The organism is Nonomuraea sp. NPDC049028 (genome assembly GCF_043197735.1).
Taxonomy (GTDB): domain Bacteria; phylum Actinomycetota; class Actinomycetes; order Streptosporangiales; family Streptosporangiaceae; genus Nonomuraea.
Genome location: NZ_JBICTR010000031.1, coordinates 19969 through 31588 on the forward strand (window position 1 = coordinate 19969; position 11620 = coordinate 31588).

Here is an 11620-nt window from a genome sequence, read left to right on the forward strand (position 1 = left end):
AAAAGTCACCGTGTCCGAATCTTCAGTGCCGGCGAACGAGTCCCACGAGGAGTGGGACACCGAGCCGGAAGAGGCCGCTGAGGCCACTGAGGAGACCGTCGACGAGCTCGACGCTGACGTCGCGGACAGCGACGAGGGCGACGAGGACGAGGTCGCCGACGAGGCTCCCGCAGTCGACGAAGACGGTGACATCCTGCCTGACGTCGACCCGGTCGAGGAGTTCAAGCGCTCGCTGCGGGGCCAGCTCGGCGAGTGGTACGTGATCCACTCCTACGCCGGCTACGAAAACCGCGTGAAGTCCAACATCGAGAGCCGCAACGTGTCTCTCAACATGGAGGACTACATCTACCAGGTCGAGGTGCCGACGCACACCGTCCAGGAGTTCAAGAGCGGTAAGAAGGTGCCGGTCAAGGAGCGCGTGCTGCCCGGCTACGTGCTGGTGCGCATGGAGCTGACCGACGAGTCCTGGGCCGCCGTGCGTAACACGCCCGGTGTGACCGGCTTCGTGGGCCTGTCCAACAAGCCGAGCCCGCTCAACCTCGACGAGGTCGCCAAGCTGCTGGCGCCGGAGCCGACCGAGGAAGCCAAGAAGTCCTCGGCCAAGACCAGCACCGGCCCGACCGTCGAGTTCGAGATCGGCGAGTCCGTCACGGTCATGGACGGCCCGTTCGCCACCCTGCCCGCCTCGGTCAGCGAGATCAGCCCCGAGTCGCAGAAGCTCAAGGTGCTCGTCTCGATCTTCGGCCGCGAGACCCCGGTCGAGCTGTCGTTCAACCAGGTCTCGAAGATCTAAGACGATCACGTAAGCTGATATGTCGTCCCCACGCGCGTGAACCGGGGGCCCCTGTGTTCTGGGGTCCCCATGCCCGTGGGGGTTTGCAACACCATTCTCAGGACCCGGAGAAGGATCATGCCTCCAAAGAAGAAGATCGCGGCCTTGGTGAAGGTGCAGCTGCCCGCTGGCCAGGCCACGCCCGCTCCGCCCGTCGGTACCGCGCTCGGTCCCCACGGCGTCAACATCATGGACTTCGTCAAGCAGTACAACGCTGCCACGGAGGCCCAGCGGGGCAACATCATCCCCGTTGAGATCACCATTTTCGAAGACCGCAGCTTCACCTTCATCACGAAGACGCCCCCGGCGCCCGAGCTGATCAAGAAGGCTCTGGGCCTCGACAAGGGCAGCGCGGTCCCGCACAAGGACAAGGTCGGCAAGCTCAGCCGCGAGCAGCTCCGCAGCATCGCTGAGACCAAGATGCCCGACCTCAACGCCAACGACATCGCGGCGGCCGAGAAGATCATCGCCGGCACCGCCCGGTCCATGGGCATCACCGTCGCCGACTAACACTTCCCGATCCGCGGGAGGGCCGTTCCCTGGCCCAAACCGCGATCCGTGGGAGAGCCGGTTTCCCGGCTCGTACCCACACCGATCAGTGGGAGGGCCGGCACCCGGCCCGCACACCACAAGGAGACAGATATGAAGCGCAGCAAGGCGCACAAGGACGCGTCGGCCAAGGTCGACCACGACAAGCTCTACGCGCCCGTCGAGGCCGCGAAGCTGGCCAAGCAGACGTCCACCACCAAGTTCGACGCCACTGTCGAGGTGGCGCTGCGACTGGGCGTCGACCCTCGCAAGGCCGACCAGATCGTGCGCGGCACGGTCAACCTCCCGCACGGCACCGGCAAGACCGCCCGGGTCCTGGTCTTCGCGACCGGTGACCGTGCCGAGGCGGCCCGCGAGGCGGGCGCCGACATCATCGGCGCCGACGAGCTCATCGACGAGATCGCCAAGGGCAACCGGCTCAGCGAGTTCGACGCCGTTGTCGCCACCCCTGACCTCATGGGCAAGGTCGGTCGTCTGGGCCGCGTCCTCGGCCCGCGTGGCCTCATGCCCAACCCCAAGACCGGCACCGTGACGCCCGACGTCGCCAAGGCCGTGACGGAGATCAAGGGCGGCAAGATCGAGTTCCGTACGGACCGGCAGGCCAACCTGCACTTCATCATCGGCAAGACGTCGTTCGACGAGCGCCAGCTCATCGAGAACTACGCCGCCGCCCTTGACGAGGTGCTCCGTCTCAAGCCGTCGGCCGCCAAGGGTCGTTACCTGAAGAAGGTCACCTTCTCCACGACCATGGGCCCCGGCGTCCCGGTCGACCCCAACGCCACCCGCGGCCTCACCGCCGAGCTGGACGCGTAGCGAACAAGCCACACTTCTGGCACTTCTTCGCACCACACAGCCCTCGCCGACGCCGGCGGGGGCTGTTGTGTTGTTCGGTGTCGCTTGTGCGTTCTGGGGTCGCTTTCACGCGGATAGCGGCCTACGGGCGCCCGCGTCGCAGCCCCCGACCACGGACCCTGGTCACAGGTCGCTCGCCAGCCCCCGACCACGGACCCTGGTCACAGGTCGCTCGCCAGCCCCCGACCACGGACCCTGGTCACAGGTCGCTCGCCAGACCCCGATCACAGACCCCGGTCAACTCCCGGTCACAGACCCCCGCCCGCCAGACTCCCCGGTCACAGACCCCGGGTTACAGGCCGCCCGCCGAATCCCGGCCGCGGACCCCCGCCAGCCCCTCCTCCACAGACCCCGCCCGCCACAGATCCCCGCCACAAACCCCACAGCCACACCCCCTCGCCACACCCCCGCCGCAGACCCCTGTGTCACGGGCGCCCGCCACTGCGGGCGCACCTCCCAATGGGCGGTTTCTGCTGCGGTGCGGGCTTTGTGGGCGCCTCCGGTGCGGCGTGCGCACTGCGGGGGACGGTCCTCTGCGAGGCGTGTCTGCGACGATCTCGTACGGCGAGCGCGGGATTCCGGGTGGCGCGCGACCCACTTGCGGCCGTACGGCGGAAAGAAAGATCAGAGCAGTCCACGCGGCAGAAGCCGAGGCAGAGAGCGTGGCGCGCGATCAAGGGAGGAGGGTAGGGGAAGACCCTGGGTTTTCCCTGAAAAGTCAGGGGAATACGCCATCACCGGGACACCGACACGTAGGGTTTAAATCATGCTGAAGCGCAGAATTTCCCTCGCTACCGCCGCGGCTGGTGCCGCCCTGGTCGCGGTCGCGGTTGCCGGTTGTGGAACGACCGCGCAGCCAATCCAGGTCAAGCTGGCGGCGTCCGAAGTGCTGACGCAGGCCGCGCAGAAGACCGCGGAGGTCACCAGCTACACCGTTGACGCCGTCGTCAACGTCAAAACCCCTCAGGAGGGGAACGGCAAGGTGCAGGGGCGGATGCTCTACCAGAGCAAGCCGCAGCTGGCCGTCGACCTCACCCTCGACACCCTCGACATGGGCGGTAAGGGTCTGCCCGGTGGGGCGCGTGCCGTGCTCCAGGGCGACGCCGTCTACGTCAAGGTCGAGGCGCTCAAGGAGCTCGTCGGGGCGACGAAGCCGTGGATCAAGGTGCCGCTGACCGATGTCGGCGGTCAGGATCAGATCAAGACGTACCTCGACCAGATCCAGCAGTTCGACCTGGCGGCCGTCACCAAGATGGTGACCGCGTCGCAGGACATCAAGGCGGCCGGCACCGAGACTGTCGGCGGTGTGGACACCACCCACTACAGCGGGACGTTCCCGGTCGACGCGGCGGTGCAGCAGCTGCCGGCCGACAAGCAGGAAGCCGCCCGTTCGGGTCTGGCCGAGCTCAAGGACATCAAGTTCGACATCTGGGTCGGCAGTGACGGCCTGCCTCGCAAGCTCGCGCTGAACGGTGAGAAGGAAGGCGCCACGCTGGACGCGACCCTGCTGTTCAAGGGGTTCAACGAGGCCGTCAACATCCAGACGCCGCCCGCCGACCAGATCGGCGAGCTGCCGAAGGGCACGACCAACTAACCGGGTGCGGCGCTGAACAGCGTCGCCGACTGAGAGCGATTTGGAAACTCGGCGGCCAGGACGTACTCTGGTCGTTGCCGAAGACCGCCGGTCGTCGTCAGGTTCCTCAAGACCTGACGACCGAAGGATCCACAGTCTGTGGACGGCCCGCGCAGGTGTGATACGAGTTTCCTACACGGAGTGATCCGTGTGTGAGCCCCGTGTGCGCCCTGCGCCCGGGGCCGTTCTCATTTCTGGGCCTTCACCGGTGGCACATCTGGAAGGAGGCCCATGGCGAGGGCGGATAAGGCGACAGCAGTTGCCGAGCTCAGGAGCGAGTTCGAAGGCAGCGCTGCCGCCGTTCTGACCGAGTACCGCGGTCTCACCGTCGCACAGCTCAAGCAGCTGCGCGTCTCTCTCGGTGAGAATGCGAAGTTCGCCGTGGCGAAGAACACCCTGACTAAGATCGCGGCCAATGAGGCCGGTTTCGCGGGTCTTGACGACCTGCTCGCCGGTCCGACCGCGATCGCCTTCGTCAACGGCGACGTTGTCGAGGCGGCCAAGGGTCTGCGTGACTTCGCCAAGGCCAATCCCCTTCTGGTGATCAAGGGCGGCGTCCTTGATGGCAAGATGCTGGACGCTACGGAGATCACCAGGCTCGCTGACCTCGAGTCCCGCGAGGTTCTCCTCGCGAAGCTGGCCGGCGCGATGAAGGCGAAGCAGAGTGCTGCTGCCGCCATGTTCGCCGCGCTGCCCACCAACATGGCCCAGCTGGCCGACGCCCTTCGCGCCAAGCGCGAAGAGGCGGGCGAGTAATACGGGGATTGCCGCAAACCCCGCGGTCCCGTTCCTAGTTATCGCAAGATCCATACGGAGGAAACCATCATGGCGAAGCTCAGCACCGACGAGCTGCTCGACGCGTTCAAGGAGATGACCCTCCTCGAGCTTTCCGAGTTCGTGAAGCAGTTCGAGGAAGTGTTCGACGTCAAGGCCGCCGCCCCGGTCGCGGTTGCCGCTGCCCCCGCCGCCGGTGGTGGCGAGGCCGCCGCCGTTGAGGAGCAGGACGAGTTCGACGTCATCCTCGAGGCTGCCGGCGACAAGAAGATCCAGGTCATCAAGGAGATCCGCGCCCTGACGTCCCTGGGCCTCAAGGAGGCCAAGGACCTGGTCGACGGCGCTCCCAAGAACGTCTTCGACGGCAAGGTCAACAAGGAGCAGGCGGAGAAGGCCAAGGCTGCCCTCGAGGGCGCCGGCGCTTCCGTCACCGTGAAGTAACACTTTCGAGGCATATCGCTCGAAGAGCATTACCGAAACGCTGGTTCCGGCGTTTCACCCCAGAAGGGGCGGCTGCACCCAGGTGCCGGGTGTGCCGCCCCTTTTGCGTGCCCGGCTGTTACCGCCGTACAGAGCTCACGAGATTCTCATGGTCGTCTCATCGCGTGGCGAGAGCCCGTGTTTAGCGTTCGAGTGTGTTCAAGGATGCGCGTGTCAGAGATCGATGGGCGTTGGCCGGGCTGCTCGCCGCCACCGCGGTGCTCTACATATGGGGGCTGAACGCCTCCGGATGGGCGAACGCGTTCTACTCGGCTGCCGTACAAGCGGGCACCCAGAGCTGGAAGGCGTTCTTCTTCGGGTCGTCTGACGCGGCCAACGCCATCACCGTGGACAAGACGCCGGCCTCGTTGTGGCCGATGGAGCTCAGCGCCAGGATCTTCGGGCTGAACTCATGGAGCATTCTCGTGCCCCAGGCGCTCATGGGCGTGGCGACCGTGGGGGTGGTCTATGCCGCGGTACGCCGCCGGTTCCCCGCGTGGGCCGCGTTGATCGGCGGGGCGGTGATGGCGGTTACGCCGGTGGCGGTGCTGATGTTTCGCTTCAACAATCCGGACGCGCTGCTGGTGCTGCTGCTGACCGTCGCGGGTTACTGCGTGGTGCGGGCCCAGGAGAAGGCGGGGACGCGGTGGCTGGTGCTGGCTGGGGCGTGCATCGGGTTCGCGTTCCTGGCCAAGATGCTGCAGGCGTTCGTGGTGCTGCCGGGGTTCGCGCTCGTCTACCTGATCACGGCTCCGACCACGGTGGGGCGGCGGCTCTGGCAGCTCGTGCTGGCGGGCGTGGCCGTGGTGGCGTCGGCCGGATGGTGGCTGGTGGCCGTGGCGCTGGTGCCCGCCGCCGACCGGCCGTACATCGGCGGCTCCCAGACGAACAGCGTCCTGGAGCTCGCGCTCGGCTACAACGGCATCGGGCGGCTGAACGGCGGTGACTACGGAGGGCTCGGCAACCTCAACCAGCAGGCCGGCTGGTGGCGGATGTTCGACACCGAGGCGGGTGGGCAGATCTCGTGGCTGCTTCCGGCGGCGCTGGTGCTCCTGGCGGCCGTGGCCTGGCTGACGCGCTCGGCGCCACGGACCGATCCCGTACGGGCCCAGGTGGCTGTGTGGGGGAGCTGGCTGGTGATCACCGGGCTGATCTTCAGCCTGATGCAGGGGATCTTCCACGCGTACTACACGGTGGCGCTGGCTCCGGCGATCGCGGTGCTGGTGGGTTCGGGGGTGGCGCTGCTCTGGGAGCGCAGGGCTCACCGGGCGCTCGCGCTGGCTGCGGCTGTGACGGCTGGGTGGGGGTACGTCCTGCTGTCGCGTAGTTCGGAGTGGAATTCCTGGTTGGGGCCGGTTGTGCTCGTCGCTGGGCTGGCGGCGGCCGTGGGTCTCCTGGTCGTCGGCCGTCAGGAGGAGGGGCGGGCGGGTGTGCCGTCCGGGGGACCTGGGAGCGTGCCGGTCGCCGAACTTGTGGGCGCGCCGTCTGGAGAATCTGCGGGCGTGCCGTTTGCGGCGCGTGGTTGGTGGTCGCGGCGGGTGCCGGGAATTGTCGCCGTCGCAGCGGTCGTGGTGTGCCTGGCCGGGCCGGCCGCGTACGCACTGGACACCGCCACATCCGCGCACACCGGTGCGATCCCTACGGCGGGCCCCTCAACGGCAGGGTTCGGCGGGCCTGGAGGGTTCCGGCGCGGCGGCGGCGGCCCAGCGGCGATGGGACCGGGCAGCTTCAGAGGCTTCGGCGGCCAGCCGGGCGGTACCGGTGGCACTGGACGACCTGGCGGTACCGGGGGGCAGCCGGGCGGCACTGGTGGTGCTGGGAGGCCGGGTGGCATGGGGGCCGATGGGTTCGCTCGTGGTGGGCGAGGAGGCGGTGGGATGGGCGGGTTGCTGCAGTCCGCCACCCCCAGCGCCGAGCTGACCGCCCTTCTGAAGAGCAACGCCACCGCCTACAGGTGGGTCGCCGCGACCGTCGGCTCGAACAACGCCGCCGGATACCAGCTCGCCACGGGCCAGCCGGTGATGGCGGTGGGCGGCTTCAACGGGACCGACCCCGCGCCGACACTCGCCCAGTTCAAGCAGTACGTGGCCGAAGGGAAGATCCACTACTTCATCGGTGGCGGGATGGGCGGTGGAATGCGTGGCGGGGCCAGTACCGGTGGCAGCGGTGATGCGGCCGAGATCGCCGCGTGGGTCCAGGAGACGTACACGGCCGCTACTGTCGGCAACGCCACGGTCTACGACCTCACTGCCACCAAGTGACCGTACGGCCTCAGCCCTGGCGGGTCCCTGGGTGGTTCGTCACACGACCGTCTCGATCTCTGTGACGCTCCGTGGTGGCTGGGGTCCTTGGGAGAGGGACCTCCTCGGGAGAGAGGAAGGGGACGGTCCGTGGTGGCTGGGAACCCATGGGAATGCCCCCTTCGGGCGCTGAGGAAGGCAGTCTGTGCTAGGCGGCGCGGACGCGGGCGACGGCGCTGGTGTCCATGTAGTCGCGCGTGTGGACGATCAGGCCGTCCCTGACCCGCAGGATCAGCAGGCCCGGCACTGTCAGCTCCTGGTCGGCCACCGTGACCACCGTCTCTTGTTCCGCCACGATCACCTCCGGGTCGGTGGTCTGGCGGATGGTCACGTCGCGGATCTCCTTGACCAGGGCCTTCATGGCGCCCCACATCATCGTGTACCCCGCCCGGATCTCCTCCCGGCCCTCGAACGGCGGCAGTCCGCCGAACGGGAACTCGTGCAGGCCGTCCTCGGCATAGAGATCGGCCAGTTCGTCGGCCGACTTGTGGAGCATCGCGGCGTGGTAAGCGGCGACGACCTCGGTGGTGGACATGGGAGCCCCATTTCGCTCAACGGATGTTGACTCAACGAGCGTAGAGCGAAATAGAGCGAACGGTCAACGCCTGTAGAGTGAGTAACGATTGTCAAAGGGGGGCGGCGTGACCGAACGGGCGGAGCGGCGTCGCAGGACCGAGCGGCGGATCTTGGAAGCGGCCAGGAAGCTCTTCGCGGACCTGGGGTTCGAGCGCACCACGATCCGCGCGGTGGCCAAGGCGGCCGAGGTCGATCCCGCGCTCGTCATGCAGTACTTCGGCAGTAAGCAGGACCTGTTCAGCGCGGCTGTGGCCGTGGCCCCGGCGCCGGTGGCCACGGGCGATGCCGACGACTTGGTCGAGCAACTCATCGGAAGTCTCGGCCTCAAGATGGGGGAGTTGCCGCAGAGCTCCCTGGCCATGATGCGATCGATGCTCACTCACCCGGAGGCGGGCGCGTCGGCGCGGGCCGTACTGAGCCGGCAGATTCATCAGGTCGGCGAGTCGATCCCCGGCGGCGATGCGCGACTGCGGGCGGCGCTGATGACGACGATCATGCTGGGGGTGACCGTCGGCCACCAACTGCTCGAACTCGACGAGCTGCGCGAAGCATCTCAAGCAGACATCGCGCGGGTCCTCCGCCCGGCTCTGAGGGCGATTGCCCAGCCCCAGGCCGAATAGGCGCCGCAACGCCCGTTGCTGGACTCCGCGTCTCATAACCGGGCAGTAACAAGTTATTGGAACTGGTTCCAATTCCCTCGTGCGCCGCTACGGTGATGGCAGTCTTGTGGTTGAAGTCACATTACTCTTTGCGCATGGAGGGTGACCCGTGGGCGTCGAAGTCGTGGTCGACGGGCTGACCAAGTCGTTCGGGCGGCAGGTCATCTGGGAGGACGTCTCGCTCACCCTGCCCGCGGGCGAGATCTCGGTGCTGCTCGGTCCCTCCGGCACCGGCAAGTCGGTCTTCCTCAAGACCCTGGTCGGGCTGCTCAGGCCGGACCGCGGCCACATCTGGATCGACGGCTACGACCTGGCCAACTGCAACGAGAGCAAGCTTTACGAGCTGCGCCGGCTGTTCGGCGTGCTGTTCCAGGACGGCGCCCTGTTCGGCTCGCTCAGCCTGTACGACAACATCGCCTTCCCACTGCGCGAGCACACCAAGAAGAGCGAGTCGCAGATCCGCCAGATCGTGCTGGAGAAGATGGAACTCGTCGGCCTGCTCGGCGCCGAGACCAAGCTGCCGGGCGAGATCTCCGGCGGCATGCGCAAGCGGGCCGGGCTGGCCAGGGCGCTGGTGCTCGATCCCGAGATCATCCTGTTCGACGAGCCCGACTCGGGTCTGGACCCGGTACGGACCGCCTATCTCAACCAGCTCATCGTCGACCTGAACGCCGAGATCGAGGCGACCTTCCTGATCGTCACACACGACATCAACACCGCCCGTACGGTGCCCGACGACATCGGGCTGCTGTTCCGGCGCGAGCTGATCATGTTCGGGCCGCGCGAGATGCTGCTGTCGAGCGATGAGCCGGTGGTCCGGCAGTTCCTCAACGCCAGGAAGCACGGGCCGATCGGCATGTCGGAGGAGAAGGACGTCTCCGAGCTGGAGGCCGAGGCGCAGCTGGGCCACGACCCCGGCTCGCTGCCGCCGATCCCGCCGCAGCTGATGCCGAGCGGCAACGGGCTCCGCCGTACGCAGCGGCCGCCCGGCACCTGGCTGGCGGCCAACGGGGTCATCCCGCCCCAGGGCTCCTTTGTGGACGATCGCGGGCGCAACTGGCTGGAAGAGTACCCACGCCTGATCAACGCCCATCTCAACGGCGTCCGATAGATCCCGGTGGGCCGTAGGCGGTCTGGACCGGTTCGCCGTCAGACCGGCCGAGAGCCGTCAGACGACCCAAGGGCCGCCGACCGGCAAGCGTGCCAGACCGGGGCGAGCCGCCAGGCGGGCCGAGAAGGCACTTTCCCGGCCCTCGGTGCAGAAATGGCCGCAATGCCGCGCCGCGCCCCCAACGGGCCTCAGGGGGCCACCTGAAGGGCGTTCGTCAGGCGCTCGTCCGCCGGGGAGGCCGGAGACGACGACGGTGCCCACCCGGACAGAGACGACGACGATGCCCGCTCGGCAAGAGATGACGTCAGTGCCCGCCCCAGCCAGAGTGGGTCCTATGTCGCCTCTGTTGTTTCCCGGGCTCCGGGAGCGGCCGGCGGGTTACCATCCAGCAACCAAGCCGGGAGGTGAGCAGACGTGGACGAGCCGGTCCGGCGACCCCGCGTCCTGACCGGCGTACTCGTACTGCTGGTGGTGCTGCTCGGCGCCGCCGTGGTGTTCCTTCGCGGGCAGGACCTGGCCGAACAGGCCAGGGCGGACGATCGGCGGGCCGCGCTGGAGGCGGCGGGGGCGCACGCGATCAACCTGGTCTCGCTCGACTACAAGACCGTCGACGCCGACATGGGACGCATCCTCGCCACCTCCACCGGAGTGGCCCAGGAGGAGTACAAGGCGGGCGCGGCGAAGCTCAAGTCCACCACGCTGGAGAACAAGGTCGTGCAGCACGGCGTGCTCCGGGCCACGGGGCTGGTGTCGATGACGGAGCTGACCGCCAGGGTCCTGGTCGTGGCGGACGTGGAGATCCGCTGGGAGGGCTCCAAGACCCCCAAGCAGGAACGGTTCTACCGCTGGTCGATGGACGTGACCAAGGCCAAGGGGGTCTGGCTGGTGTCGAGGGCGGTGCAGGTGGTGTGAGGGCGGTCACGATCGCGCTGCTGGTCCTGGTGCTCGGGCTCGGCGCCGCCTCAGGGGTGTTCTGGTACGACGCCCACGCCATCCGCGCGGACGAGGAGGCGGGCCGCCAGGCCAGGGCCGCGGCCCGTACGGTGGCGCCGGATCTGCTGTCGTACGACTACCGGACGGTCGAGCAGGACCTGGCCCGGGCGGCCGAGCACACGACGGGCGAGCTCACCGAGCACTACAAGAAGCTGTCGGCCTCCCTGGCCGCCAAGGCCAAGGCGGAGAAGACGGTGCGGACGGCGACCGTCGCCGACGCGGGGGTGGAGCGCGCGGAAGGTGATCGAGTTGAGGTTCTGTTGTTCGTGAACACGGGTACGGTCAGGGAGATCCCCGGCAAGGCCGAACCACAGCAACAGGTCAGCCAGGACCGGGTCAGGCTCGTCATGATCCGGCAAGATTCCCGCTGGTTGGTGGCCGAGCTGTCGACCTTGATCGGCACTGCCTGAGTCATCGGGCGCGTCCCCGAGGTCAATTGTTACCAAAAATAAGGTTTAGCGAAGCCCAAGTAGTGGGTACCTCAGTCACAGCTACACCGGTTGTCGGCATGGGTTCGACCCTCGGTGTGACGGAGCGTTAACCGTCCCCGTTCGCGGGTATCGTCTTGGGCCTGACGGTAGGCGTCCGATCACGCAGGGGAGAAAACCCAGCGTCCGGCCCCTAGGTCGGCGGAAAGTCGGGCTTGCGGGCTTGACGTTTCCGCTCGAACGGGCGATGCTGCGACCAACGTGGAGCATGCAGCGAGAGTGAAGTGGACAGGCGTGTGCCGTTCGGCTACACTGCCCCTTTGCGCTGCCCTTTGACGACCCGCTCCGCTTGCTCACGTTGCGAGGTTGTCTGGCGTGCGTGTAGTCAGTCCGCCGCGAGCCCTCGGAAGGACATCTGTTGGCAGCCTCGCGC

Annotated in this window: 12 protein-coding genes; 11 read left to right on the forward strand and 1 reads right to left on the reverse strand. The window is 67.5% G+C overall.

Annotated features, from left to right (window positions below; all coding sequences use genetic code 11):
- Positions 1 to 10: 10 nt before the first annotated feature.
- The 7 genes from nusG (at position 11) to ACGFJ2_RS58745 (ending at position 7381) form a co-directional block, all read left to right on the forward strand.
- Positions 11 to 793, forward strand: a complete 783-nt coding sequence (nusG, locus tag ACGFJ2_RS58715; RefSeq protein WP_357962188.1) for a transcription termination/antitermination protein NusG — start codon at positions 11 to 13, stop codon at positions 791 to 793.
- Between the two features lie 117 nt (positions 794 to 910).
- The gene (gene rplK, locus ACGFJ2_RS58720; protein ID WP_357962185.1) at positions 911 to 1342 is read left to right on the forward strand and encodes a 50S ribosomal protein L11; all 432 of its coding nucleotides are present in this window, start codon (positions 911 to 913) and stop codon (positions 1340 to 1342) included.
- Positions 1343 to 1474: 132 nt separating this feature from the next.
- Positions 1475 to 2194 (forward strand): 50S ribosomal protein L1, encoded by a 720-nt coding sequence (gene rplA, locus ACGFJ2_RS58725; protein ID WP_364008479.1) that lies wholly within the window; start codon positions 1475 to 1477, stop codon positions 2192 to 2194.
- Between the two features lie 805 nt (positions 2195 to 2999).
- Positions 3000 to 3827 (forward strand): DUF1396 domain-containing protein, encoded by an 828-nt coding sequence (locus tag ACGFJ2_RS58730; RefSeq protein ID WP_357962179.1) that lies wholly within the window; start codon positions 3000 to 3002, stop codon positions 3825 to 3827.
- A 270-nt stretch (positions 3828 to 4097) separates the two neighbouring features.
- Positions 4098 to 4622, forward strand: a complete 525-nt coding sequence (gene rplJ / locus ACGFJ2_RS58735) for a 50S ribosomal protein L10 (RefSeq protein WP_225293991.1) — start codon at positions 4098 to 4100, stop codon at positions 4620 to 4622.
- A 69-nt stretch (positions 4623 to 4691) separates the two neighbouring features.
- Positions 4692 to 5081 (forward strand): 50S ribosomal protein L7/L12, encoded by a 390-nt coding sequence (rplL, locus tag ACGFJ2_RS58740; RefSeq protein WP_225293990.1) that lies wholly within the window; start codon positions 4692 to 4694, stop codon positions 5079 to 5081.
- Between the two features lie 194 nt (positions 5082 to 5275).
- Entirely contained in the window at positions 5276 to 7381 is a 2106-nt protein-coding gene (locus tag ACGFJ2_RS58745) for an ArnT family glycosyltransferase (RefSeq protein WP_393484060.1), read from the forward strand.
- Between the two features lie 187 nt (positions 7382 to 7568).
- Here ACGFJ2_RS58745 and ACGFJ2_RS58750 read toward each other — a convergent pair whose 3' ends face one another.
- Positions 7569 to 7955 carry a nuclear transport factor 2 family protein gene (locus ACGFJ2_RS58750; protein ID WP_357962173.1) on the reverse strand — a complete coding sequence of 129 codons (387 nt, stop codon included), beginning with the start codon at positions 7953 to 7955 and terminating at the stop codon, positions 7569 to 7571.
- 106 nt (positions 7956 to 8061) lie between these two features.
- On the opposite strand from ACGFJ2_RS58750, the gene ACGFJ2_RS58755 reads away from it, so the two are divergent.
- The 4 genes from ACGFJ2_RS58755 (at position 8062) to ACGFJ2_RS58770 (ending at position 11169) form a co-directional block, all read left to right on the forward strand.
- Entirely contained in the window at positions 8062 to 8616 is a 555-nt protein-coding gene (locus ACGFJ2_RS58755) for a TetR family transcriptional regulator (RefSeq protein ID WP_357962170.1), read from the forward strand.
- A gap of 148 nt (positions 8617 to 8764) precedes the next feature.
- Positions 8765 to 9766: an ABC transporter ATP-binding protein gene (locus ACGFJ2_RS58760; protein WP_225293987.1), complete on the forward strand. Its 1002-nt coding sequence runs from the start codon at positions 8765 to 8767 to the stop codon at positions 9764 to 9766.
- 414 nt (positions 9767 to 10180) lie between these two features.
- Positions 10181 to 10678: a hypothetical protein gene (locus ACGFJ2_RS58765; RefSeq protein ID WP_357962167.1), complete on the forward strand. Its 498-nt coding sequence runs from the start codon at positions 10181 to 10183 to the stop codon at positions 10676 to 10678.
- The gene (locus ACGFJ2_RS58770; RefSeq protein WP_393484064.1) at positions 10675 to 11169 is read left to right on the forward strand and encodes a hypothetical protein; all 495 of its coding nucleotides are present in this window, start codon (positions 10675 to 10677) and stop codon (positions 11167 to 11169) included. Before ACGFJ2_RS58765 ends, ACGFJ2_RS58770 begins: the two co-directional genes overlap by 4 nt.
- The last annotated feature ends 451 nt before the right edge of the window (positions 11170 to 11620 follow it).

Bases quoted from the DNA above. Each gene is read 5' to 3' on its own strand.
- rplK (WP_357962185.1), top strand. From the start codon at position 911: ATGCCTCCAAAGAAGAAGATCGCGGCCTTGGTGAAGGTGCAGCTGCCC.
- rplA (WP_364008479.1), top strand. From the start codon at position 1,475: ATGAAGCGCAGCAAGGCGCACAAGGACGCGTCGGCCAAGGTCGACCAC.
- ACGFJ2_RS58730 (WP_357962179.1), top strand. From the start codon at position 3,000: ATGCTGAAGCGCAGAATTTCCCTCGCTACCGCCGCGGCTGGTGCCGCC.
- rplJ (WP_225293991.1), top strand. From the start codon at position 4,098: ATGGCGAGGGCGGATAAGGCGACAGCAGTTGCCGAGCTCAGGAGCGAG.
- rplL (WP_225293990.1), top strand. From the start codon at position 4,692: ATGGCGAAGCTCAGCACCGACGAGCTGCTCGACGCGTTCAAGGAGATG.
- ACGFJ2_RS58750 (WP_357962173.1), bottom strand. From the start codon at position 7,955: ATGTCCACCACCGAGGTCGTCGCCGCTTACCACGCCGCGATGCTCCAC.